The 25,484-nt window shown below is 37.3% G+C and carries 16 protein-coding genes; 13 read left to right on the forward strand and 3 right to left on the reverse strand.

The genetic code is table 11. The features are described from left to right. The first annotated feature begins 2 nt into the window (after nucleotides 1-2). The 9 genes from ABVT42_RS18295 to ABVT42_RS18335 all read left to right on the forward strand — a co-directional run bounded on the left by ABVT42_RS18295 (nucleotide 3) and on the right by ABVT42_RS18335 (nucleotide 13,306). The gene (locus ABVT42_RS18295; protein ID WP_353897345.1) at nucleotides 3-1,220 is read left to right on the forward strand and encodes a glycosyltransferase family 4 protein; all 1,218 of its coding nucleotides are present in this window, start codon (nucleotides 3-5) and stop codon (nucleotides 1,218-1,220) included. Further along, the gene (locus ABVT42_RS18300) at nucleotides 1,217-2,308 is read left to right on the forward strand and encodes a glycosyltransferase family 4 protein (protein WP_353897344.1); all 1,092 of its coding nucleotides are present in this window, start codon (nucleotides 1,217-1,219) and stop codon (nucleotides 2,306-2,308) included. Before ABVT42_RS18295 ends, ABVT42_RS18300 begins: the two co-directional genes overlap by 4 nt. Nucleotides 2,309-2,317: 9 nt before the next feature. Continuing rightward, complete coding sequence (locus ABVT42_RS18305) at nucleotides 2,318-4,153, forward strand: asparagine synthetase B family protein (RefSeq protein ID WP_353897343.1); 1,836 nt, start codon at nucleotides 2,318-2,320, stop codon at nucleotides 4,151-4,153. Continuing rightward, complete coding sequence (locus ABVT42_RS18310; RefSeq protein WP_353897342.1) at nucleotides 4,146-5,345, forward strand: glycosyltransferase; 1,200 nt, start codon at nucleotides 4,146-4,148, stop codon at nucleotides 5,343-5,345. Before ABVT42_RS18305 ends, ABVT42_RS18310 begins: the two co-directional genes overlap by 8 nt. Then, nucleotides 5,345-7,201, forward strand: a complete 1,857-nt coding sequence (gene asnB / locus ABVT42_RS18315) for an asparagine synthase (glutamine-hydrolyzing) (protein ID WP_353897341.1) — start codon at nucleotides 5,345-5,347, stop codon at nucleotides 7,199-7,201. Before ABVT42_RS18310 ends, asnB begins: the two co-directional genes overlap by 1 nt. A 30-nt stretch (nucleotides 7,202-7,231) precedes the next feature. Then, nucleotides 7,232-8,224, forward strand: coding sequence for a polysaccharide deacetylase family protein (locus tag ABVT42_RS18320; protein ID WP_353897340.1), 993 nt, complete (start codon nucleotides 7,232-7,234; stop codon nucleotides 8,222-8,224). A gap of 145 nt (nucleotides 8,225-8,369) precedes the next feature. Further along, a complete protein-coding gene (locus tag ABVT42_RS18325) occupies nucleotides 8,370-9,650 on the forward strand; it encodes an O-antigen ligase family protein (protein ID WP_353897339.1) in 1,281 nt (426 codons plus the stop codon). Next, nucleotides 9,650-11,215, forward strand: a complete 1,566-nt coding sequence (gene murJ / locus ABVT42_RS18330; protein ID WP_353897338.1) for a murein biosynthesis integral membrane protein MurJ — start codon at nucleotides 9,650-9,652, stop codon at nucleotides 11,213-11,215. Before ABVT42_RS18325 ends, murJ begins: the two co-directional genes overlap by 1 nt. A 12-nt stretch (nucleotides 11,216-11,227) precedes the next feature. Beyond that, nucleotides 11,228-13,306 (forward strand): SGNH/GDSL hydrolase family protein, encoded by a 2,079-nt coding sequence (locus ABVT42_RS18335; protein ID WP_353897337.1) that lies wholly within the window; start codon nucleotides 11,228-11,230, stop codon nucleotides 13,304-13,306. Here the strand turns inward: ABVT42_RS18335 and ABVT42_RS18340 are convergent, their stop codons facing one another. Then, nucleotides 13,307-14,401, reverse strand: a complete 1,095-nt coding sequence (locus tag ABVT42_RS18340) for an acyltransferase family protein (RefSeq protein ID WP_367024203.1) — start codon at nucleotides 14,399-14,401, stop codon at nucleotides 13,307-13,309. It abuts the gene before it with no gap. Between the two features lie 205 nt (nucleotides 14,402-14,606). Here ABVT42_RS18340 and ABVT42_RS18345 point away from each other — a divergent pair, with 205 nt between their 5' ends. Next, nucleotides 14,607-15,185, forward strand: coding sequence for a GDSL-type esterase/lipase family protein (locus ABVT42_RS18345; protein ID WP_353897336.1), 579 nt, complete (start codon nucleotides 14,607-14,609; stop codon nucleotides 15,183-15,185). A 119-nt stretch (nucleotides 15,186-15,304) separates the two neighbouring features. Here ABVT42_RS18345 and ABVT42_RS18350 read toward each other — a convergent pair whose 3' ends face one another. Then, nucleotides 15,305-17,986, reverse strand: a complete 2,682-nt coding sequence (locus ABVT42_RS18350; RefSeq protein ID WP_353897335.1) for an Ig-like domain-containing protein — start codon at nucleotides 17,984-17,986, stop codon at nucleotides 15,305-15,307. Nucleotides 17,987-18,885: 899 nt separating this feature from the next. Between ABVT42_RS18350 and ABVT42_RS18355 the strand changes: the two genes are divergently transcribed. Continuing rightward, nucleotides 18,886-21,303 carry an AMP-binding protein gene (locus ABVT42_RS18355; protein ID WP_353897334.1) on the forward strand — a complete coding sequence of 806 codons (2,418 nt, stop codon included), beginning with the start codon at nucleotides 18,886-18,888 and terminating at the stop codon, nucleotides 21,301-21,303. Nucleotides 21,304-21,532: 229 nt separating this feature from the next. Here ABVT42_RS18355 and ABVT42_RS18360 read toward each other — a convergent pair whose 3' ends face one another. Continuing rightward, nucleotides 21,533-22,645: a GNAT family N-acetyltransferase gene (locus ABVT42_RS18360; protein ID WP_353897333.1), complete on the reverse strand. Its 1,113-nt coding sequence runs from the start codon at nucleotides 22,643-22,645 to the stop codon at nucleotides 21,533-21,535. Between the two features lie 578 nt (nucleotides 22,646-23,223). On the opposite strand from ABVT42_RS18360, the gene phoB reads away from it, so the two are divergent. Both phoB and phoR read left to right on the forward strand, forming a co-directional pair. Beyond that, nucleotides 23,224-23,919: a phosphate regulon transcriptional regulator PhoB gene (gene phoB / locus ABVT42_RS18365; RefSeq protein WP_353897332.1), complete on the forward strand. Its 696-nt coding sequence runs from the start codon at nucleotides 23,224-23,226 to the stop codon at nucleotides 23,917-23,919. Nucleotides 23,920-23,937: 18 nt separating this feature from the next. Beyond that, a complete protein-coding gene (gene phoR / locus ABVT42_RS18370) occupies nucleotides 23,938-25,254 on the forward strand; it encodes a phosphate regulon sensor histidine kinase PhoR (protein ID WP_353897331.1) in 1,317 nt (438 codons plus the stop codon). The last annotated feature ends 230 nt before the right edge of the window (nucleotides 25,255-25,484 follow it).

Genomic DNA, 25,484 nt, shown 5'->3' on the forward strand with positions numbered 1-25,484 from the left:
CCATGAAGATCGCTTATATCGTTTCTTTATTTCCCTGCTGGTCTGAAACATTTATTGTTAGAGAAATTACTAATTTGAAGAAAAACGGCCATGAGGTTGATATTGTTTCTTTAAAGCATCCAAGTGAAGATTTAGTACAATCAGATGCCAAAGCGTTGATCGATAGTGTGATTTATCCTGCCAAAGGATTGTCACTGTTGTTTAATATCTTAGCGCAATTGATATTACATCCTTTTAAAAGTTTGCATATGTTTTGGCTGCTATTCAGTCGATTTATTGGTAAGCCCGAAGCATTATTAAAGTCGCTAGCGACTTTTTTTGTTACGCTGAGTGTTCTCAACAAGATTAAAAAGCTCGAGTTAGAACACATTCATGCCCATTGGGCGACTTATCCGTCTACGGCGGCATTTATTATTCATAAATATTTAGGTATTCCTTACACCTTTACTTTCCACGCGCATGATATTTTTCTCGAAGACCATATGTTGGTTGATAAATTTGAGTCCTGCGCCTTTGGGGTAACAATCTCAGATTTTAATATCAACTTTATCCGTGATTTACTTAATCGAGATTATCGTTCCAAAATAAAAATTGTGCATTGTGGTGTCGACTTAACAGCACAAAAATATAATGTTGAAAATCGTGCTGAAAATACCGTATTTACTATTGGGCGCTTGGATGAAATAAAAGGGTTTAAATACCTGGTTGAAGCTTGCAGCCTGCTAAAACAAAAGTCTGTTGACTTTAAATGTGTCATTGTTGGAGATGGGCCCTTAAAGCCAGCGCTTTTAGCACAAAGAAAATCTTTAGGGCTGGATGAGGATATTGAGTTTTTAGGTGCTATGCCGCAGGAAAAAATCCGTGAATTTTTGGGCAATGTAACATTATTTGTTTTGCCTTCTGTAAAAACTAAAGAAGGTAATATGGATGGTGTACCGGTTGCGCTGATGGAAGCAATGGCATCCGGAACTCCGGTCATTTCGACCTATATTTCAGGCATTCCTGAGCTGATTAAAAATGAGCACAACGGACTATTGGTTAATCCCAATAATCCAGAGGAACTGGCCAATGCCATCGCCACCTTATTGGCTGATAATGCGGTAAGATTAAAATATGCTCAACAAGCTAATCAGACCATTCAAGAGTCATTTTGTGCTGAGAAAGAGGCAATAAAACTAGGCAGTTATATAGCGCAGTATCATGCGGAAAGAACAAAATGAAGAAAAAGGTGTTAATTATTACCGACGAAATGGAAGTCGGCGGCAGTCAACGTCAAATTGTTCGATTAATCAAGAACTTAAATCATGATGAGTTTTCTGTTGAATTAGGCTATTTTACTAACCCGTCATTTTTATTAGATGAGATTAAACCTTATTGCGATAAAATATGGTACTTGGACAAGCGCAAAACACTCGATTTTGCCTTTATTGCTCAATTAATTAAATTGTGTCGCAGAAATGAGGTTGATATCATTCACTGCTTTGCATTTAGTGCCGAAATTTGGGTGACTTTTGCAAAAATAATCGGATTTAGTCGAAACAAGCTGATCACTTCAATTAGAGGTCGGTATGAGTGGTATGGTAAAATCCATTGGGTTTTAAAATCAATTGCGAGCTTCTTTTCAACCCGAATTATTTCAAACTCACTATCTGGTGCTGAGTATGCGTTAGAAAAAATGTGGGGGGGCAGTGATAAGAAAGTCAGCATTATATATAACGGTATCGAGCAAAATGAATCGAGCGAACCACTAGAATTAGAATCTTCGTGGCTTGCTCAAAATACCATTTTGTTTGTTGGACGATTAGTTGAAGATAAAAATATACCCTGTTTGTTAAAAGCGGTGAGTTTGTTGAAAGATTGTCCTTACCAGTTAAAGTTGGTAGGTGATGGTCCATTGAGAGATTCACTCGAAGAGTTAGCTAATAACCTCAATATTAATGTTGAGTTTTTAGGTGAAAGGTTCGATGTTGATCGTTTGATGTGCTCTGCCAAAGTTGTAGTATTGCCATCGTTTCGAGAAGGCGTATCAAATACCATTATTGAAGCGATGCTTAATAAAACTGCAGTTGTTGCATCAAGCGTTGGTGGTACACCTGAAATTATTACTCACGAAAAAGACGGGATGTTATTTGAGTCAGATAACTCGGCACAATTAGCCAATGAATTGATACGTGTATTGAGTGATGATGGATTGCGCCAATCATTGGCTGATAAAGCTTTTGAAACCGTTACTGATAAATTTGCAATCGAACGTATGATTCGAGAATTTGAGAATGTTTATTCTCAAGAAATTAATAACAAAGGATAATTTACAGCCATGAGTTTAGGTGATTTTATTATTGTATTTGACAAAGCTAGTCAATCAAATACGACATATGCTTTTGAACAGCTCAGTTGGCCAGAAATAGGCAACCAGCAACCCGTGGTATCAGTCAATAAAGTTGATGATAATGTGGTTGTCGCGAGCACCGAAGAAGTTGCAACTGTCGAGCGTGAAGATGGGTTTCTGGTTTGTTTGGCGCAATCGCCCGCGAGCTTTGCTTCTCAGGACTGTGATTTAGACGCCTTATTTCGTGGTTTGCTCAATCAAGCGCACACAATACAGGAATTAACCCATTTTAGCGGAAAATTTGTTGCTGCGTTTTGGAATCCACAAACAAAACAGCTTTCAATTGTTACTGATCCGGTACGTACATATCCGCTATATTTATTTGAGTCGGAGCAACAGGTTATTGCTGCCACTGATTTGCGCTTAATCAAAGGCCTTGTTCCTGGATTGCAGGTCAATCGAAAGTCGATTTACCATCATCTAAACTTTTCGTATATTCCAACACCTTTTACGATTTATCAGGATGTTTCTAAAATTCCACCAGGCACCAGAGTTGATCTGTCAGCTGACCAAAATCAGGCAATGCGCTATTGGAAACCGGAATACCCAGAAGATTTAGAGGGTGATGAAGATAAACTGGCTCAATCATTGGAAGAACAAATTATTACCGCAGTACTCAAAACGCGACCAGATGATAATCAATGGGGAGCATTTTTAAGTGGTGGTACTGATAGTTCTTCAATAAGTGGAGTATTGGCTAAAAATGCCAAGGCGGGAGAAAAAGTTAAAACTTTTTCCATTGGTTTTAATGAAAAGGGTTACGATGAATTAGAGTTTTCCGATATTGCTTCAAATGCGTTTGGTACGTTATCTCATAAACAAAGTGTCGGCGCGGAAGATACGCTTGATGCAATTCCGCATCTGATCAAAGCGTTTGATGAACCATTTGGTAACGCATCAGCAGTACCAACTTTTTATTGCGCTAAACTGGCAAAAGATAACGGACTAAAAACCTTATTAGGCGGCGATGGCGGCGATGAAATTTATGGTGGAAATGAGCGTTATGCCAAAGATAAAATTTTTCAACGATATTACACACTGCCGGGAGTTGTTAAGTTTTTTGGTCGTGTCGTAGCCAAAATACTTGGGCCTATTGATATTCGGTTTTTTAACCGGGTTAAGAATTTTATTAACCGTGCATCTTTACCTAACCCCGATCGTTTTTATTTAGATGATTCTTTCGCATCAGAATTTTATGATGAACTATTAAGTGATTCGTTTAAATCGAGCGTTGGAGTTGATGATTCTTTGGATGTTATTCGTGATGTTTATCGCGATGCAAGTGCTCAGGCTGAACTTCATAAACTAATGTATGTCGATATGCAAATGGCCATATCCGATAATGATTTGAGTAAAGTTAATCGAAGCGCCAAACAAGCCGGCATCTCTGTTATGTATCCGTATCTAAATCCTACGCTCATTCAATATACTGGTCGAATATCAGCTGAACTTAAAGTGAAGGATTTGAATAAACGTTATTTGTTTAAAAAAGCGGTAAAAAATATTTTACCAAAAGAAATTTTAACAAAAAAGAAGCAAGGATTCGGTTTACCTATTAGCGTATGGTTTCGATCAAACCCTAAGTTTATCGCCTTGATCGACGATGTATTACTATCTGACCGAGCTTTAGATCGAGGTTATTTTAATCCTGAATTTATTAAGCGAATGGTATCTCGGCATCAAAAAGGTGTATGGGACTATAGTGCAGAAATATGGATGTTATTGATGTTGGAGTTATGGCATAGAGAATATGTTGATGTCTAATACAAGTGAATCCTCTTATACAGGAGTCAATAGCATTCTTCATGTATTGGAGAGTGGCTTTCCTGCCGTGGGAGGTGCAGAAAAACAGGTAGCAACGTTATCCCATTATTTAAATACAAAAGGGATTGCATGTACTGTTGTCGGCCCAATGGTTGATATGGATTTTTCCTCCGATAAGGAGTTTGACTCTCTTGGTGAAATTAAAATTCGTCGAATCAAATATCCCAAGATACCCCTGCTTGGCAGTGTTTTTTTATTACTTAAGCTAATTTTTTATATTGTTCTAAACCGCAAAAAGTATGATGCCATTCATATTCACATTGCTAACAATATGGCGGCAATAACCTGTCTGGTTGCTGCATTTTTAAATAAGACCACAGTCGTAAAATTTACTGGTTGGCAGGAAATCGAAAATGGCGTGTTAAATCGTAATATTCAAAGTGTGAGGATCCGTTTTTTGCGCTGGTGTTTGTATAAAGCGAACTTTTATCATGCGATTAGTAGCACGATTGAAGAAAAGTTGAACGATAACCATTTTGCTAAAGACAAGATAGTTCGCTTACCTAACGCGGTTGATACTGAGCGCTTTGTTCATGTTTCTGCAAGCGTAGAACAATTAAAAGATCAATATAATCTGCATAACAAACTCATTGGCGTCTATGTTGGTCGGTTCGAAAAAGTTAAAGCGGTCGATAGCTTAATTGATGCTTGGAAACAGCACTTTGGTAACCGTGAAGATGTTTGCTTGCTCTTGTTAGGCAATGGTGTTTTAGAAAACGAACTAAGAGCGTTAGTTAAAAAGTACGGACTAGAAAAGTCGATTTTATTTATCGGTTTTAAAAAAGATGTTGAAAACTATTTGGCACTGGCCGACTTTGGTGTATTGCCATCTGAACATGAAGGTCTCTCTAATACCTTGCTCGAATATTTTTCTGCGTCATTGCCGGTAATTGGTTCTCGAGTTAGCGGTACTGAAGATATTGTCACTCATCAAAAAACTGGCTGGCTATTTGAACCGCGTAATATTCCAGAGTTGGTGGATCGACTAAAGCAGGTAGATGAACTAGAACGAGAAAAACTGCATCAGATGGGTGATGATGCACTGGCCTGGATAAACCAATATGCCGGATTGGACTCTGTGTGTTCGCGTTTGGTTAAACTTTATAAAAATAAAGCTGGAGAAACCGTTTAATGTGTGGGATTGCTGGTGCTGTAACTTTTAATGGCGATGGTTTTCCGTCGCCAGAAGTTGCTGATCAAATGTGTAAAGTAATTGAACATCGAGGCCCCGACCATCAGGGAAAGTATTACTCGCAACCTGCATTTCTAGGAATGCGTCGCCTTAGTATTATTGATTTATCAACTGGTGAGCAACCGATTCATAATGAAGATGGTTCTATCCAGCTAGTTTTTAACGGTGAAATTTATAACTATAAAGCTTTGCGCGAAGAGCTTTCAGCAAAAGGTTATCAGTTCTACACTAGTGGTGATACTGAGACAATTTTGCGATGCTATCAAGAGTATGGCGAAGACTGTTTTAAGCACTTGCGTGGAATGTTTGGAATTGCTATTTGGGATAGCAATTTGCAAAAGTTAATTTTAGGTAGGGACCCGCTTGGTAAAAAGCCTCTATTTTATTCGCATACAGATGGTACGGTTTATTTTGGTTCAGAGCTTAAATCACTATTAGTTAATAAAAATATTAGCCGTAATATTGAGCATTTATCTGTTTATGAATATTTGCTTTATGGCTATGTGCCGACACCACGCTCAATATTTTCAGATGTCAATAAGTTACCGCCTGGTCATTACCTCACTTTTCAAAATGGAAAGGTGGATGTTAAGCAATATTGGAAACTCGATTATTCTCAAAAATTGAATTTGTCTGACGCAGCGCTGAAAGAAAAGGTCTTTGAAACATTGGATGAATCAGTTGCTCTGCGGTTAAGCAGTGATGTGCCGTTTGGTGCTTTTTTAAGTGGTGGTTTGGATTCCAGTGTTGTTGTTGCTTTAATGGCAAAACATTTAGAGCAGCCGGTAAAAACCTTTTCAATTGGTTTTAAAGAAAACCAGTTCAATGAATTGGGGGATGCGCGTTTAATTGCTGAACATGTCGGCTCGGAGCATCATGAGTTTATTGTTGAAGCCAATGCGGTAGATATGCTTGAACGACTAATTTGGCATTTCGATGAACCCTTTGCCGATTCTTCCGCGATTCCTACTTATTTAGTTTCAGAAATGGCAGCAAAGCATGTCAAGATGGTATTGTCTGGTGATGGTGGTGATGAAGCATTTGGCGGCTATGAGCGCTATTTTAAATATCTTTCACTGCATGATATGAATCGATATTCTTTAGGTTTAGCTTCGCCGGCAGCTAAAGTTGCTGGTCATCTATTAGGTGATAAAGGAAAAAGGTTGCAGTGGGTATCAAAGCGCTTGGCACAAAAATACCCTGAAAATTATTTATCTGGTGTAGGTTTGGCAACACCAGAATTTGCCAATCAAATGTTAACTCAGTCAATTGATAGCAATGTAGGGTATGGCAGAGTGGCTCAACTTTTTAACCAGTACCAATACCCAGAAATGCTCGATCGTATTAAAGCAGGTGATATTGGGAGCTATTTATTAGATGATGTTTTAGTTAAAGTTGATCGTATGTCAATGGCATGTTCACTTGAAGTTCGCTCTCCATTACTGGATGTACGTTTGATTGAACTTTCTGCGCAATTGCCTTTATCGATGAATGTCAAACAAAATAAAGGTAAACAAGTACTGCGGCAAATAGCTGAGGACTTGTTACCTTTAGAAAGTCTGAATAAGAAGAAACAAGGATTTGCCATTCCTTTGGCAGAATGGTTTAGGACTTCACTGAAAGATATGATGCTTGATTTGTGCCGTAGTTCGAGCTTTATTAATCGCGGAATTTTTGATGCGCAATTTATTGAAGATTTAACAATAAGGCACGTTAAAGGTGAGCATGATTATAGTGAAAACTTGTGGCAGGTTCTGTGCTATGAACTTTGGGCTAGAAAGTTTTTGGATAGTTAAATGTGTTCGACGCCTGTTGTGGTAAAGTAAATGATTAAGCCGGCAATCAAAGAATTGATAAGTAAAACCTTGGATTACACTGGAATTTCATCCAGAAAAATTCATGGAATGCTTAATCGATATCCAAATTGGCTGGTATTAATGTATCATCGAATTGTCACCGACCGTAAACAATATGATCCGTTTTCGCTAGGAATGTGTGTCGAGGCAAATGTGTTTGATATGCAACTGCGTTATTTAAAGAAACACTTTACCGTTTTGCCTGTTTCTGAAGTTATGCGAAAAATAACTCAACATGAACCACTCCCGCCGAATGTTGTTAGTATTACTTTTGATGATGGGTATAAAGACAATTTGTTAAATGCTGCTCCAATTTTGCAGCAACACCAAGTTAACGCGTCGGTTTATATTGCGACAAACATACTTTATGGTGAAGTTTTCTGGTGGGATCGAGTTATTCAAATCTTTGCAGAAAGCCAGTGTGCTGATTTTGAAATTGAAATTGAGTCTACTACTTATCATGTTAGACGAGATAGAAGTGGAGTCGAGTGGCTATTGGCTTATTTATGGCAGCTTAATAGTGAAATCAAAGAACAAATTATCAATCAGTTACTTGCCGGAAAAAACATTGTAAAGGATCTGAGTCTGCTTTATTTAAATGAGCAAGAGTTGCAGCAAATCACACAATATAATTTTGAAGTTGGCGCTCATACTTGTTCGCATCCTAATTTGTCACTTATGAAGCAGAGTGATATTGAAAGTGAATTAATCGGCTCTAAGCAAACATTAGAACGAATACTTCAAACGGAAATTAATGGATTTGCTTATCCTGGTGGTTACATTGGTGATCAAACTATTGATGTAATTAAAAAGCTGAACTTTGAATATGCACTGACCACTATAACCGGGGTGAATAGCTTTGAGCAAAATCCTTATTTAATTAAGCGAATGGGGATGCCTGATTCATCATTAAGTGATTTTAAACGTTGTTTGAGTAATGTATTAGGCTCAAGAGAACACTGAATTGTTATTTAACTGATTGAATATCTTATAATCTATTATTATCTTTAGCCAAAACTGGTTTCACAGTACAATAGATAGCCAATAGTAACGTCATTCAGACAATACCAGCAGATAATCTTTAGATTCGACCAAGAGATATGAACGCGTGAGTTTTTTTGTAAAAGTATTAGCCGTAATTTTGGTATATATACCAAACCAGTTGCATTTTCCGGCAAGTCTTGGATTGCCAGGTTTAAATGTACTGAATGTATTGGTTATTTATGCTTACTTTCTATATCGTTCGCAAAAGCTTGAACCCTCTGAGCCTGATCAAATCAAAGGTTTTTTATTTTTCTATTTCTTCATGCTGACCTCTTCGTTCGTCGTTGCACAGATGCGAATTTCGCTCGATTTGGTTACAGATGTGACTAATCTTAAAACATTGATTTTTTATCCTTGTATTTATTTTTTATATTACCACGCAGTTAGAACCTATGATGATGCTTCAAAGCTTTATCTGGTTATCCTGTTTGTTGCTTTTGTCGCTGGGCTTGAAGCGATCCGAGAAGCAATTGATTATGGGATTGGAAATTATCATGAGAGTAAACGGGCATCTGGACCGTTTGGCGTAAACTTTTATTCAGCCAACCGGGCTGGTGTGTTTTATTCAATGTTTCTACCTTATTTTCTAGCAATAGTTTTTTTCTGGAAAGGTAATGTTTTATTAAAATATGCCGGAATTATTGGTTCTGTTACGCTGGTTGCTGCGATATTTTTTACTTATTCCCGACAATCTTATTTTATCGCTGTTTTGGCTATTGCTTATATGATTTTTAAACGGCGTGGTTTTGTTTCTATTTTAATGATTATTGTACTTGCACTTGGCCCTCTTTGGGTGCCTGAGTCCGCCATGCAACGTATCGAAGGAACCGAGCAGGTTTCTGATACAGGTGAAGAAAAGTATGATGAAAGTACGGAAAGTCGATTTATATTATGGGCTGCTGCAATGGATATGGTGGCAGAATACCCGCAAGGAATTGGTTTGAACCGATTTAAACAAGAGATTGGAAATTTTTCGATTTACTCAGGAAAAGATGCCCATAACTTTTATGTTTTGACAATCGCCGAAAGTAATATAATTGGGTTATTGGCCTTGTTATTATTAATATTCAGCTTGTGGCGATTAGGGAGACGGGTTATCAAGCTCGATAAAAGCTTTACGACCAAAGTGGTTGGTCATGGATATACCTGCTCGGTTATTTGTATGGCGTTAGGTAATATTTATGGGAGTCCTTTTGCCAGCGGTGAAGTAATGGGGTGTTTCTGGGCGATGACTGCTTTAACAGCACGTTATTATTGGTTGCAAAGCAAGCAGCTGATAAAAGATGAACGTGCAATGCCTGAACACGAAGAAATAATAAAAAAGAAGCATCCGGTATTTGATTGATGTCGCATCTTGTCGTTTTAGTTATCAGCTTTTTAGGTAAAATTGTTGGCGTTGGTAAAAGTTTGTTTATTGCAGCACTATTTGGTACTGCAATGGAGCTAGATGCTTTTTATATTGCTTATATGCTACCGTTTTTATTACCTGACGTACTAAAAGGCATTGTCTCAAACGCGTTTATTCCGCAGTTTATGCGCTCTGTTCAAGGACAACCTGATAAAGCTGATTGGACTGGCATCAATACATTGTTTACTACAATGATCATCTTTTTAGTTTTATTAAGTAGTGTTTTATACATTTCTGCATCGCAAGTTGTCTTTTTCCTAGCGCCGGGCGCTGATAGTGAAACACAAAAGTTAGCGGGTGAATTGCTACAGGTTATGGCTTTTATCATGCCTGTGTTAGGGATTAATGCCATTTTGACGACACTGGCAAATTGCTTTAATCGATTTACCGTAGCTTCTACTGAGAGCTTGGTAACTAATATAATTATTATTAGTGGTATTGTCTTTTTACATCTATCACTAGGTATTTATGCGCTAGTTTATAGTTTAATGGCAGGCTTTGTCGTTTATTCTCTGGTGTTGATTTATTCGAATTTTTATTTAATTAAAAGTTATCTGAAGACTAGTTTTGCTTTTTCTCATGCAGATTTTATTGCGCCTGCCAAACAAATGTTACCTTTAACTGTTGGTTATATTGGGGCAATTACAATGGGCATTGTCGATACTCAATTTGTTTCGTTATTGAGTAGTGGGGCTATCTCTGCGTTAAATTATGCTTTGATGATTGCTTCATTACCGCTTGAAACCTTTACCCAATCCGTTATTGTCACACACTACCCAAGAATTAGTCAGTATATTGCCTCGGGTAACCGAGAACAACTTGAAGCGATTCAAATTTCTGGACTTAAAGCGATTTTATTTTTTGTTGTGCCATCGAGTGCCGTGTTGTTCTTTTATAGCGAGCAAATCATTTCGCTACTCTTGCAACGCGGCAATTTTGATGAAAGCTCAGTGGTATTAACTTCAAGTGCACTGACCTTTTTCTCATTATCTGTGCTGGCTCGATCGATTTGTTATTTTAATTATCGCTTTTTGCACGCGGCTAATTTGTCATGGCATCAGGTTTCTGTAGGGTTACTTGGTGTCGTAACCAATATAGTTTTTAACTTTTTACTTTATAAGCCAATGGGGCTCGCGGGAATAGCTTTAGCGACCGCAATAGCGATTACTCAAAACCTTATCTTATCGGGTATTATCATACAAAAAAAACTACAATTATTTTTCTTAAAAAATGTATTACAACAAATTGGCTTGTTTATACCAGCAACAGCCGCTATGTTATTAACCATAACTTTAGTTTTTAATTCAATGCAGCATTTATTATCTCATCTAAATTTATCGGTTTTGATGATTCAGCATCTATCAATTGCAATGGGCTTTATATTGGGAGGGAGTATTTTTCTCATCATAACCACTTACCAAAAAGTGCCTGAAGCCGTAGCAATCAGTAATAAACTAAAGCAACTATTTAATAAGTTTTTATTTTGGAAAATTCCGGGGTAACTGGAGGAACAGGTGAAAATCATTAAAGCAATATCAATTTTGGGATGTCTGCTAGCCAGTCAATTAATAGTTGATAATTTGCTGGCAGCTAATCAAACCTGTTCTGAAGACCATAATCATCAAGTCATTTTGCAAGAAGGGAAACTCGATTATCTAACGCCGAATACTTTGACCTTGGAAAAAGGAAAGTTTCATTTAGATGTACAAACTGGATTGTGTATTAAACGGTTTTCTGATCATCAAAACGAGCCACCGCAAACCTTTGCCCGAGTTGATTATTCTCGTCGGCAGGCTTATAACGCAGATAACTCTATCATTCTGGTCTATTCAATGACTGGTTTTTGGCATATTTATGATGCGAAATCGGGACGCTATATCAAACAGCTTAAAGGCCCAGCATCAGATGCAGAATTAATCTGGGATCCTGTCGATCCTAGTGTAATTTATTATTCTCCAGTAAATGGTGGTTTAGCAATTTACTCGCTGAACGTTAAGTCCGAAGAGCGCAAAATAGCCGGCAACTTTAAAAATCGTTTGCCTTGGATGGAAGCGGCGCGAATCTGGACAAAATCTGAAGGAACGCCTTCGGCAGATGGTCGATATTGGGGGTTTCAAGTTGAAACTAAAGATTTTAAACCTTTAGGCTTGATTATTTGGGATAAACTTGAAGATAAAGTCATCGCATCTTGGGAGTTTGCAAAATATGGTGTGGGGCGTCCTGATCACACCACAATGAGTCCTTCGGGAGAATACATTGTTGCTTCATGGGATGGTAATGAATATGGTACAACCGCATTTTCCAGAGACTTTAGGAAGAAAATAAAATTACACCATAAGTCTGAACATTCTGATCTTGCACTGTTACCTAATGAACATGATGCATATATTTCAGTCGATTATCAGGCTCCTCAGGGGCCCGTATATATGGTTGAACTTCAGACAGGTGAAAGAACTCATTTATTTAACTCTTATATCAAAGGGACGGTTTCATCATTTCACTTTTCTGGCAAAGCTTATAAACAGCCGGGTTGGGTACTTGTCTCTACATATGGCGCTTATCAAGATAAACCTAAGTATTGGTTACATGATAAAATTTTCGCAATAGAGCTTAAAGCATCACCAAGAATCTTTACATTGGCCTATCATCATTCAATTGATCAAGGGTATTGGACTGAGCCTCATGCAACGGTAAATACCGATTTTTCAAAAGTATTATTTAATTCAAATTGGGGGAAAGAATCTAAATCAAATGTTGATATTTATCAAATTGATTTGCCTGATTTTACTTCTTTAAAGCGAACTGCTGCGAATGTGACAAAAGCCAGCAATGAAAATACTCAAATAGTTACACCACAAAATACAATAGAAAATTCAGCAAAAAAAGTCGTCAACAGTACAAAAAACGATATGGTTGAACCGACTTTTATAAATGCCAAGTTTCCGAAGTTAAATCAGGCAAAGCCGCTGAATAAAATTCTATTTGTTGGTAATAGTTTAACGCAGTATCACAATATACCAGAAATGTTAAAGGTAATGGCGCATGAAAAGGGGGCTAAGGTAGAAGTCGATTTAATTGCTAAAGGAGGTGCTGTATTTGCTGATCATATTAAACAAGAAAAGCTAAAGAATAAGCTTAAAACAACGCAATATGACGTGGTCGTCCTTCAAGCTGGCAGTTATGAATCAATTTATAACGTAGAAAATTTTATTAAAAATGGTTCCATTTTGGCTGAATTAGTCCGTGAACATAAGGCAACTCCAATATTTTATATGACCTGGCATCATCGTGATGCATTTAAAGTTGAAGCTAAAAAAATCTATCAAAGTTTTATGCAGTTGTCGGCTAACACGAGTGTACCAATTGTTCCTGTTGGTATTGGTTTTGCACAAGTTGCTCAAAAATATCCAGATATCGAATTGTTTTCTGATGGTACACATCAGAGTAAGTTGGGTGCATACTTTTCAGCATTAACTTTTTATAGTTTTCTTTTTAATAGTGCAGCTCAACCTGTTAACTATAATCCTGAGTTGAACAGCAATATGCTTAATACTTTAAAGTCAATTGTTGATGGTTTATATATTAATAATTAACTACTTACCATTATAAAGAAATCTTAATAATTTAAACTTTAGTATGAGTTTTTGATGGATTTGGTAAGATAGGAAAAAAGTTAAACAAATTAATAAAGGAAACGCTAATACTGCAGGCATCGTGGAGTTTATTAATAGTATACCAATTGAAATAACTAGAATATGGTGAAATAAATAGATGCTGTAAGATGCTTGAGAGAAATTTTCCCAGATTTTAGAATAGCTATTCACAAAATTATAAAAGATCGCAAAACAGATTAAAATTAATACCCAGCTAATCAATGAGTCGAGGTAGCTGATAGTTAGCTGTTTAATCATAGGAGAGCTTATGCTTGTAAGTTGAGTTGAGGCTAACCAGAGAAAAATTACTACAGCACTTAAAACTAGGATGTTTTGAGATGAAAATCGATTTAAATAGTTCTTATTAAGTCCCAGCAAAATACCAAATATAAAAAATGGAATAAACTTTAAAATAACATATAGGGAAGTGATACCATAAAACTCTTCGTATAGTGGAACGCCTGCTTTATTTATTGCTAAAACACTAATTGAAAATATTGGTAGGAATAAGATGATTATAAATAATGGCATGGAGAAAATTTTATTGATTAACCACTTCAAGCTAGTTTTGAGTTTTTCTGGAAGTACAACCAAAGTTACTGCTAACACAATAAAGTAAATTAATAAATTGATTAAAAACCATAGATGTGAAACCCACTCACCCTCATTAATCAAAATAGATAAGTCGATATTGCTCCACCCAGCGGTATTAAGAATATAGACTTGCAATAAGTTTAGGGTCAATGCGGTTGCTATCAAAGGAATTAACACGCGGTTGACCCTGACCTTTAGAAAACGCTTGAAATCATATTTTCTAAATGTGATTATAAAAAACACACCTGATATTACAAAAAAAGCCGGCATCCTGAAAGCATGAATAAACTCGACTAGATATTGAGCTAAGCTTAAGGATTCATTATGGTATAGCCTCCAACCTCTTTCAGGGTTAAATAGTTGTGAAGAATGAAGTACGATACCCAAAGCCATCAAAACTGACCTCATTGAGTCCATGTAATAAAGTCGATTATTATTCATCTTTAATTTATTTTTGTAGGTTAATCAGTATTTGCGTGGGTAAAAGTAAAAACTATTTTTGAATAATGGCCAGATTGAGAAAATGATAAAACGATTATTTAAGTTCCATTTATTAATATCATATTTATTAATATTACACCTAGTAATAATTTATGGCGCTATTCACTTAATCAATCAAAGCGAGTTTCAACGTCATTATTTTCGGATGCTAGAGTATCATAAAAGTCTTGAACTGAACACACCCTCTGAAAGCATATTATATTTTGGTGATAGTCATATTCAAGGATTGTTAGTTCAAGCAATAAATCCCGCAAGTGTCAATTTTGGTATTGGGACCGATACAACCGAAGGTTTGCTTCGTCGTTTGCCAACATATAAATCTATAAAAAATGCAAAAGCTATTGTCATTTTGATAGGCGCTAATGATTTGGACTATCGTGATGCTCAACAAGTGATAGCGAATTATCAAAAAATTGTTTATTTACTGAAACAGCAAATTGGTGAGGAAACACCATTAATTTTCAACGGAATTTTTCCCGTTGATGAGAGTATTTCAAATGAGACAGGAAGAAATGAAAGGGCATTATTTATTAATCGGTGGCTAGAAAATTATGCTCGAACTAACGCAGGTGTTTATTTTGTTGATATTTATGACAAATTAATTGATGAGCGTAACTCTCTGAATTTTAACTATCATGTTGGAGATGGTGTACATTTAAATAGTCGAGCAAATGCTATTTGGATTGAAGTGCTAAAGCAAAAACTAATATTGCTCGGTAATTAATGTTGATTGAAAATAGTTTGTTTTAAAAAAGAAAAGTTATTAATAGATGTATCAGCTAGCAGAAGTTTGTTTATTTGTCTGCTAGCTGAGTGTGGTTCGAGAAAGGCAATAATTCGAGATTAAAATTGAATACCGTTGAATTCAATGAGTGTTTCTTTGGCAACTGATTTTAATACATCTGCCGTAGCGCTATCTAACTCTCCGGTGAATGCCAAAAGAGTTGGGTCTTCTTGAAGAAGGAAGCTATAGAACATAACTGCTGATAAATAAGCTCCTGCATAACTTTGGTGAGTATTATCAGAATACAAACTAATATTGCTATGATTTCTCGCAACTTTTTCAAATGCATATCCTACGGGGTTTACTGTTTGTCCCTTGGTGTTTGCTAATTGAAGATAATTTGCTTTAATCAATTTAGCTTCTGTTTCTAAATCTTCTTGATGATGCCAAGTCATATAATAAACTGGGGTTTTTCCTGATTCGACAACTAAGTCGCTCAATAGTCCACCAAAACTAAAGAACTTATCAAGATGGTAAATTGGACCATATGAAGAACCCTGTAAGACAACCGTATCAAAGCTACCGTTTTGAATTTTCTCTCTGGTTTGCGCTCTGAAGTAGTGATCTTCGAAGGAGTTTCCGCCGTAGATTTCTGTATCAACGACCAGATTATAACCTTTTTCTTCAGTCATCTTTTTAAATAGCGTTGGAATTTCAAAGTGACCCGTCAAGCTGTTACCAACAAAGAGAATGTTGGTGGGCTGATTTTCCAGTGTCTTATTAATTAGCTCTGTCGTTGGCACTGGTTTAGGATCTTCGCTACTTCCTTCTCCGTCCAGGGCATCAGCTGGAATTCTAACTTGATAGATATCAATATCATTAGCTGAGTCAACCTCCCAGTTTGAGTTAAAGGCAACACGAGTAAAGTCACGATTAACGGTGGCATGAGGTTCTGTCCAATAACCGTTAGCTACTGAATGATGATGAGCTAAATGAAAGAATTTTGGATTGGCTTTCAGCTCAACTGCAAACACTTTATCGTGCATCCAAACCTTAGAACCATCAGAAGTGCTTGTACCGCCATAGGTTGAAACTAATGCCCAGCCCGGTTTATCAAAGGCTTTTCCTGAAAAGTGGAAAGCAGTTGCTGAACCTTTAACATAAGAATCAAATAGCTTGGTTCGAATACCGGTTTGAATTTCAACCATAAATACTTCACCAGAATTTGACTGATAGTCCACTGCGACATAAGCATCGTTACCATTTGGCAGTAGTGCCAAATCTGAGTGCTCTGATTTAGTATGTAGTTTCACCTGCTTGCTGAAATCTCTTGAAAATGCGGTTGTACCGTAACTGTTGCCGTCCCAAGAGGCAACAATATATTCCCCAGATGGACTCATTGATGTATGGTCAGGACGTCCCACACCGTGCTTTTCAAAATCCCATGTGCCAACAATAGTGTCTGTTTGTGAATCCCAAACCATTAGGCCTAGTGGGTTGAACTTGGCATCTTCAACTTGTAGTCCTAGGTATCGGCCATCTGCTGAGCTAGTACCCTCGGCTTTAGTCCAAGCACTGACTGCATTGCTCCAAGGAAGACGATTATTAAAGTCTCCAACCACTCGACTCTCATTGGTTTTTACATTCAGTTCGTTGACTTTTAAACCAATTCCATAAATACCTGTGTAGTATATCAGGTCAGGGTTAGTGGCATGCCATCTGACTTCGGAATCAGACGCAGGACCTTCCAGTTTAATTTGATACTCTCCTGTGTTGGCATCATAAGTATGCCAATGCCCGTCATAGGCCAGCGCCAAAATGCGAGTGTTGTTGGCATTGAAAGCCTGTTTGCGCGAATATTCTGCACGTGCAAATCCAGAAGAAGGCTCATTTTTATGATCCGTCATTCGAACAATACAAGTATTAAATGTTGGGTCTTTAATTTCAACACCTTTAGCTGGTTTGCTGCTGTAGGTTTTTTCTGTTGCATTTAGCCCACTAACCAGCTGAAAGTTTTCTTCATAAAAGTTGGCACAAATACCTGCTTCCGAAACCGTAACAAACTTCCAAGAAAATTCATTGACTGCTTTTTGAGAGCCTGAAGCATCATCAACCCGTACGCTAACTTCTGTTCCAAAAGCGAGGTTATTCGTTGGTTTGAAAATCAGTTTGTTATCAGTAATTTGGGTTTGCCCACTAACGCGGTTGCTCCCTTGATTAACGATGATTTGTAAATTGATACCAGATGAACTGTCTACAACGGTATCAAACTCCACGGTAATTGAAGTGTCAATTGCAATACTGCTTGAAGAGGGCGCTGGGACCGTTTTTGTTACCGAAACGGTTGTATTTTCAATCGTAGTGAAGTGAATGTTGGCCGTTTGCAGTGGCTTGTCAAGAATTGAGCCGGTAACTTCGATATCATATGCTGTGCCCGCATTTAAAGCATTATGTGGGTAAAAACGCAGAGTATCACTTTCAACCTGGTAAGTTCCTTCAACAGTTTGATCACCAGCTTTCATGATAAATGTAATGTCGAGATCGTTACTGTTGATCGCTTTATCATACTTGATACTTATCGGAGTATTAATTTTAACATCTAAAGCATTGTTTGATGGAATTGACTCGAGGACTTTTATCGAAGTGATTACGTCTTTGGTCACTTCATCTGTGACTTCTTCAGCGATGTTATTCGACTCAACATCTTCATCGTCTTTATAACAGCCTGAAACCATAATTAACATCGATAAGCCTACCGCAGTGCAAGCATGCTTAAGATTTGAGCGTATGAGTTTATGCATGATTTGGTTTTCTCGTTAATACTGGTTTATTGTGATAATAAGTTAATAGTACTTGCTAAGAGCATTTATATCGGTTACAAAGCCAAAAATTAAATCATTAAATCAGAAATTTGAGAATTGCATCTCACTTTCTTTTCACTCCGCCCAGATTAAAAATTGTATTTAGTGTTTTTGAGATACCGTTGGTATTTTAGATACAGTATTTAATGAAGTAGACAGGGAGTCGTTGATCCTGATCACGCTTTATCTTTTATGGCTTATTTCTCTCTAACTTATTAATATTTAATCATTATTGAGAAAGATGTTACCCGATATTGATTAAGGAGTCGATACCTAAAATGCTGACAAATTCACTTTTTGAATAATCTAATTTACCTTTTTCTTATCAAAAGGTGAATTTATTCGCTTTTATTCAACAGGTATTAATTCGACACCTAATTAATTGCATTTTGCTATAAATAAATTGCTTTTTAATATCTGCCTGTTTCTAGAATGAGTAGCTTTAAATCAAATTTTGTTATTTTTTACGGCTAGACTGAATAGTTTTAACACAATAAATCTTATCAGCTAGATGAGGTATATTATTATTTGATGAATCGAATATTTTAAGTGATTTTAACCTCGCTATAAGGTCATGATATCTGGTATTTGGGGCAATCAGTATAAATCGGCGGCTGATTCTATTAGAATTGGCCACTGGATAAATTTAGCAAGTTGAAATATCAAGTTTAAGCGAGACACCAAAATTAAGTTCAAGTGATGACTATCAGTTATCCCGTATCTGAAACTGTTGTTTAATCAGTGATTAATTCAGTTAGTTGATTGTTTGTATCTGATCGATGGAGCAAATTAACCGTATTAAAAGGGGTTGTACTGCTGAGTACAGAAAAGTTGAAAATATGCAAAATATAAAAATTACAACAATAAAAAAGGTCAGCTCGGTTGACTTTGTAAAACAGGTATTTGAATGCTATCGACGAAAGGAAGTCTTTGCAATTACAAATGAATCAAGTGAAAGGCTTGCAGAATTATTAGGACCAATCCATAAACAGATCACGCCTGAAAGTGGCGGAGGTTGGGGAAGTTTTGAATTGACAGATTGTCATGATAATACGCCGGCTCAGATTATTTTTTCTTCCGGTACAGAAGGTCTTCCAAAAGCTATCGTAATTTCTCATCGCGCACTTTCCGATGTGACTGCTCGTTTAAACAATATGATGAAACCTGACTCAACCATTCGAGAATACATTGGCGTGCCAGTGACTTACTCCTTTGGTTTAGGACGATGCCGTGCAGTTGCCCAAGCTGGAGGCCAGTTTTATATTCCCGAAAATGGCTTCAATTTAAGCGAAATTACCCGCATGTTAGCTACAGATGAAATAAATGCGATATCTGCAGTGCCGAGTTTATGGCGAATTTTATTGTCTCAAGATGAGCAGATTAAACCTTTCGCACACAAAGTACGCTGGATTGAAATTGGTAGCCAATGGATGAGTGCTGAAGAAAAGTTGCGAATGAAACAACTTTTTACTAATGCCTGTATTGTCCAGCATTATGGTTTAACCGAAGCATCTCGTTCAACTTTATTGAATATTTCCGAAGTCGCTGACGAAAAATTGGGCTCTGTTGGCAAAGCTGTCGGTAATGTTGAAGTCAAGATTAATCAAGATGCGAATATTTGCCTTCGCGGTGATCATTTGGCATTAGGACAAATGCAAGATGGTCATTTAGTTCCGTTGGTTGATAATAATGGCTGGTTGGCCACTAATGATACAGGACATTTTGAAGAGGACTTTCTATATTTTGATGGTCGTTCTGATGATTTGATCAACTGTAGTGGAGTTAAGGTTTCTCCGGAACTGATAGAACAAGCGGTAAATAAAGTCATTGATGGCAGACCCGTGACGATTGTCGGAATTAAGGATGAGCAACGCGGTGAAGGCTTTCTTGTTGTGAAATCTCAGCAAGAGCAGTCTGATGAATCGTTGATTGCAGCAGTTCATGACACTTTATTGTCGCAGGGGATCAACGCGCGCGCTTCAATTAAGGTGCAATTTTTAGCCGAATTACCAAAAACTGAAACTGGCAAAATCAAGCGTAAGGTTATCGCCCAGTCGTACACTCCAAAGCGGGTCAAGCGCAAATCTTCGTTGACGAGTGTGATGAATATTTATCAAGATCTCTTTTCTGGTCAGTCGGTCACTCACGACAGTACGTTCAAATCGTTGGGCGGAGATTCGCTGAATTTTGTTCAGGCTTCGGTATTGCTGGAGAAGTATTTGGGGGTTTTGCCGCAACATTGGGAATTATTAACTGTCGCAGAATTGGAAAAAGCCAAAACTCAAAAGAGTGGATTTTGGACTTCACTAGAAATGAGTATCTTTTTGCGAGCATTGGCCATTATCAGTGTTGTACTAGTTCATGCAGGAGTTGAAATATTAAGTGGGCCTACTTTCTTACTCATTTTCTTAGTCGGCTTTAATATGGCTCGTTTTCGATTGGAAGATTTTAAAGAACAGGGAGCATGGTTATCTTTTGCCAGATATGCATCAAGTTTGCTGGTCCCTTATTATTTATTGACGCTGGTATATTTTGCTTGGAATCGTGCTGTCGAGCTGGATGTGCTCTTGCTGTATGCGAATTTAATCAGTGCAAAAATTACTGTCATATTCCCTTTTTGGTTTGTTCAAATATTGGCACAGTGCTTCATCATTATTGGTATTTTATTTAGTTTTAAAAGTATCAGGCAGTTAATGCGAGAAAATGCCTGGTTCTATTCTTATTTATTGCTAGTGGGCTTTATTGGAATTCGAACGGTTTATCCGTTTGTCTGGGAAACTGCGCATTTAAACGATTTAGTGCCTATTCGGTTTATTGCCCATATTTGGCTGGGTTGGTGTATTTATCTGGCTGATTCCACTGCTAAGCGCATATTAATGGCGGTAACCGGAACCGTTTTTGCTTTTATTGATACCTACGTTTTAACTTTGGCAATGGGTAATGATTTAGAGTTTAAAGCAAAAGCGCTTTGGATTGTTTTGGGGTCAGTGACTTTACCTTTTGTCCGCTCAATTATGATTCCTCGTGTCTTTAAAGCCTTATTAAATATGATTGCTGAAGCAACGTTTTATATTTTTATCTTTAACGGCATTTTGATCTATATGTTTATTCATATCTTTAAAGTTGATTCAATTGTGCTGGCATTCTTCGCTGGGATGGTTGGCTCGATGGTCAGTTGGTGGATATTGGAAAAACTACGCTTACCGGTTTTAATCTGGCGAAGTATTTTTGGACGTAAACAGGCTAAAAATCATTAGATGTTGTGTTCAAATAGTTGGTAGAGAGCTGTGTGAAGGGCGTGATGTGTCCTTTTCAGTATGAGTATGTAGAGCCAAAAAAACGCTAGTTTTTGGCTTAGTTTAACTGACTCTAACCAGTTTTTAAAAGCAAGATGCTACTTGGTTTGACTTTATCTGCGAGTGTTATTTGAGTCTTAATTTGCGACTTTAAATTGCTGGTGGCTGAAAATTGTTTTGTTGAAGTTTTTTAATGAGGTGCTGCTGGTGTAGTAGGTGATTTAATTTTGTGATACCAGTTAATGGCACTTCTAAAAAATTTGGCCCCGTTAAAATACAACTTGCTCATTGGATTTAACGCAAAAGTATAAGTCTCAACCACTTTAGTACTAGGTTTCCAAGGGGCTAACCACCCTGGTCCAGTGACAAAGCTGATTTTAGTTACTTTTCCTTCGAGTTGTGCATTTTCCATGGCTTTGTAAATGAGTACATGACCAGGAGAAAGGTTTGAAAATTCTTGACGATAGCAAACTTTCGCCAAAGAAATTGTTCCCCCATTAATAAAGCAAAAATGTGCGGCCAGTAGTTGGCCGTCCAGATGATAACAATTGAGTTGAATATTCTTCTTACTATTGTTAAATAGTGAATGATAAAAACCGATTAAATCTTTATTTAGACTAATTGCTGAACACGAACCTTGTTTACCTTTCCAGCCTGACGCTTCTAAATCGAGGAATTCTTTTATTTGTTCAGGCGTAATATCTTCACCTTTGATAAAGGAGTATTTTACATCACCAATATTTTCAGCTTTGCGAATGAGTCGATTAACATTTTTTAAATGTCTTTTAGGTAATATTTCGATTAAAGGTGTTTGTTGAAATTCAATAAACTTTGACTCAGATGTTTGCCAGTGAAAAGTGTCAATCGCATTTTGGTTAATCAAAAGCTGACTTAAGCTGCTATCTTGGCGAAGTTTTGGCAGACTAAATAGACAAATTGCAGGAGTCTGTGACTTCAGCATTGTTATTGCTTGCAATATTAAGGTACTTTTATTATCAACAAACAAAGCGTCATTAAGATCGACATGAGGATGTGACAAGGTGCCTATTTGATAGACCCCCAATCCTACCGAGCGCTTTTCCCAAGGGAGTATGCCTATCAGGTTCTCACCCTCATAGATTAAAACTAAAAAAGGGGTTATGTCTGGGTGCTTTAGATGTTTAAAATAAGCCCGATAAAAATAAAAATCATTATAAAATTTAATTTGTGTTTCTTGCTTGAAATTTAACCAAAATGCTTTGACTTCTGCAAATTTTTTACGGTCCGTGATGATTTTCAACTGTAGACTTTTTGAATAATCCATAATGATCTTATTTTTACCGCTTAAATTTTCCAACTTTTGTTATATTAATTAGCATAGATCGGTCAGAATCGTTGAAGTAATTTAATTTATTTGCCTAAGTTACTGTAGTATATAGTAATATCTATATTAAAAGAAGACGATAAATTGAAATGCCTACATTATTTTTAAGGCCATTTCTATAAAGCAGTTCTCATCTTCAATATAATATTCAGTGATCCCCTAATAATACACGGGTCAACACCCGAATCAAATATTAGTTAAAGCTAATTAAAATAAAATGAATTTTGTAAAGATTATGAGAATAATTGGCCTTGATGTGTCACAAACTGTGTCATAAATAGACTATTTTCGCTTGTCATATAGTTATTTCAAGGTTCGTCAAATATGACATTTTTTTAACAACCCACTGTATTTAATATGAATTGTCATAATTTTGTCATGATTAGCAGGAAAAATAGCGCCTAGTGATTTAAACGTGACCGTATTGTTAAATTTACATGCCAAGCCTGCTTGATGACAGAATTTAATAATTGGTTTAACTCTTATTACAGACTCATTACTAACGAGTGGATAAATAAATGCCAAAGCAAATCTTATTAGTCGAAGATGAACAACCCATCAGAGAGATGTTGCGCTATGCACTAGAACGTGACGGTTATGTCATTCAAGAGGCTGATAATGCCGCGGCTGCTCGAGAAATTCTGGCTAGAAATCGTCCAGATTTATTAATTGTAGATTGGATGATGCCTGGCGAAAGCGGTATCGATTTCATTAAACGGCTACGCAAAGATGAAATATTAGCCGATTTGCCAGTTATCATGTTGACCGCTAGAGTAGAAGAAATGGATAAAGTCAAAGGGCTTGATTGTGGTGCTGATGACTACTTGACTAAGCCTGTTGGTATCAAAGAATTAATGGCAAGAATCAAAGCTCTGTTGCGCCGTACTTCACAAGCCAATGAAGATGACATGATTATTTCAGAGGGGCTGGAGTTGAATCTGGCTACCAATCAGCTCTCAATTGATAATGTGGATGTACATATTGGTCATACCGAATTTTCTTTATTACAGTTTTTTATCGAACACAAGAATCGAGTATACTCTCGCGCCCAGCTATTGGATTTTGTCTGGGGGCAAGCGGTTTATATCGAAGAGAGAACAGTGGATGTTCATGTGCTACGATTAAGAAAAATTCTTAAGCCGTTTGGTAAAGATTCGCTCATCAAAACGGTGCGCGGTATGGGATATATGTTTACTCAAAAGAAACCAGCTTAAGCAGTGGGAATTAGCTCAATGAGCAACGCGTGGACTATCGAAATTTCTCGTATATTCGTCTTGGCGGTTATAGCGATATTATTCGGTCTGATTTCCGGTTATTGGGGATTGGCAATTTTTTTAAGCAGTCTGGTTTATGTAACCTGGATGCTAGTACAGATACGAGCGCTAGAACGGTGGATAAGGCTGGGCGCAAAAAATCAGTTTGCACTGGATACCAGTGGTATATGGCAGCTTATCGTACAGCACATTGTCTATGCACAGCGTAAAAACAAAGAGCGCAAGCGGCGTTTAAGTTATATGGCAAGACGCTTTGAAGCAACTATTGCAGCATTGCCTGAAGCCACGGTTGTAATAAACTCTCACCGCGAAATCGAACTGACTAATCAGGCTTCGGAAGAAATATTAGGTATCGAAAAACGGCGTGATTTAGGGCAGCGTATCGACAACTTGATTCGCGATCCAAAATTACAGGAATTAATTGAGTCTGAAGAGTCGCCAGCCAGACTGGAAATGGAGTCCCCCATTGATCAACGTAAAACCTTATCGGTGACTTGTGTTGACTTTGGCGAAGAGCAAAAGTTGATTACCGCCAGAGACATTAGCCAGCGAATCGCTGTGCATAAATTGCGTAAAGCCTTTATTGCGAATGCCTCACATGAACTTCGCACACCATTAACGGTGATTACTGGTTATCTTGAGTTGCTTGAAAGTGAGCCAGATATGTCAGATATGGTGCGTAAGCAAATCGGCAATGCCAGCCGTCAGGCGTCTCGAATGCAGAAAATTCTTGATGATTTGCTGACTTTATCTAAGCTCGAAGAGAAGGGCTACGATCGTGAGTCTGGGGTGATGATTGATATGCCCGGATTAATTCAGAAATTGGTCACCGATTTTAAAAAGACCAAGGCAAAAGGTACCCATCAAATTGAAGTAGACATCGATCCGACGCTGCAAATTAAAGCGGTAGAAAGTGAACTGTATAGTTTATGCCAAAACCTGTTGAGTAATGCTGTTAAGTATTCTCCCGAAGGCTCAACTATTACTGTTCGCTGGCAACGCAAAGAAGATGGCTATACCTATTTTAGTGTTACGGATAACGGCGAAGGCGTGGCGCCTGAACATATTTCTCGATTAACTGAGCGTTTTTATCGAGTCAATGTCAATCGTTCGCGCCAGATAGGTGGTACGGGCTTAGGGCTATCAATTGTAAAGCACATTTTGGAAAACTATGGTGGATTTTTAGATATCCAAAGTGAATTAGGTAAAGGTTCGACATTCACCGCTTATTTTCCAAAATATCGAACTATCGAATATGAAAAACTCGCCAGTTAATCAACTGGCGATGTTGTATTAGTCGTTTGAATCTATTGCCGTGCTTTTTCTTCCGTTAACTCTTTTATTTAGACAGTCATAATAGTTTGTATTGGTAAGGATATTTGGCAAAACAATGATGAGACTAATGTTGCTGCGTACCCTGGATTACCTGTTTTGCATATCCCAAAAAATTTAGTTCATTTTACTATTTGAAATCAGACCCACTAATGGTAGGCTCACCAAGTCAA

It is taken from the genome of Aliikangiella maris (genome assembly GCF_040719265.1).
In the GTDB taxonomy this organism is placed as follows: domain Bacteria; phylum Pseudomonadota; class Gammaproteobacteria; order Enterobacterales; family Kangiellaceae; genus Aliikangiella; species Aliikangiella maris.

Bases quoted from the DNA above. Each gene is read 5' to 3' on its own strand.
- ABVT42_RS18360 (WP_353897333.1), bottom strand. From the start codon at position 22,645: ATGGATTATTCAAAAAGTCTACAGTTGAAAATCATCACGGACCGTAAA.
- murJ (WP_353897338.1), top strand. From the start codon at position 9,650: ATGTCGCATCTTGTCGTTTTAGTTATCAGCTTTTTAGGTAAAATTGTT.
- ABVT42_RS18320 (WP_353897340.1), top strand. From the start codon at position 7,232: ATGATTAAGCCGGCAATCAAAGAATTGATAAGTAAAACCTTGGATTAC.
- ABVT42_RS18355 (WP_353897334.1), top strand. From the start codon at position 18,886: ATGCAAAATATAAAAATTACAACAATAAAAAAGGTCAGCTCGGTTGAC.
- ABVT42_RS18340 (WP_367024203.1), bottom strand. From the start codon at position 14,401: ATGAATAATAATCGACTTTATTACATGGACTCAATGAGGTCAGTTTTG.
- ABVT42_RS18305 (WP_353897343.1), top strand. From the start codon at position 2,318: ATGAGTTTAGGTGATTTTATTATTGTATTTGACAAAGCTAGTCAATCA.
- ABVT42_RS18345 (WP_353897336.1), top strand. From the start codon at position 14,607: ATGCTAGAGTATCATAAAAGTCTTGAACTGAACACACCCTCTGAAAGC.
- asnB (WP_353897341.1), top strand. From the start codon at position 5,345: ATGTGTGGGATTGCTGGTGCTGTAACTTTTAATGGCGATGGTTTTCCG.
- ABVT42_RS18300 (WP_353897344.1), top strand. From the start codon at position 1,217: ATGAAGAAAAAGGTGTTAATTATTACCGACGAAATGGAAGTCGGCGGC.
- phoR (WP_353897331.1), top strand. From the start codon at position 23,938: ATGAGCAACGCGTGGACTATCGAAATTTCTCGTATATTCGTCTTGGCG.
- ABVT42_RS18310 (WP_353897342.1), top strand. From the start codon at position 4,146: ATGTCTAATACAAGTGAATCCTCTTATACAGGAGTCAATAGCATTCTT.
- ABVT42_RS18295 (WP_353897345.1), top strand. From the start codon at position 3: ATGAAGATCGCTTATATCGTTTCTTTATTTCCCTGCTGGTCTGAAACA.
- phoB (WP_353897332.1), top strand. From the start codon at position 23,224: ATGCCAAAGCAAATCTTATTAGTCGAAGATGAACAACCCATCAGAGAG.
- ABVT42_RS18350 (WP_353897335.1), bottom strand. From the start codon at position 17,986: ATGCATAAACTCATACGCTCAAATCTTAAGCATGCTTGCACTGCGGTA.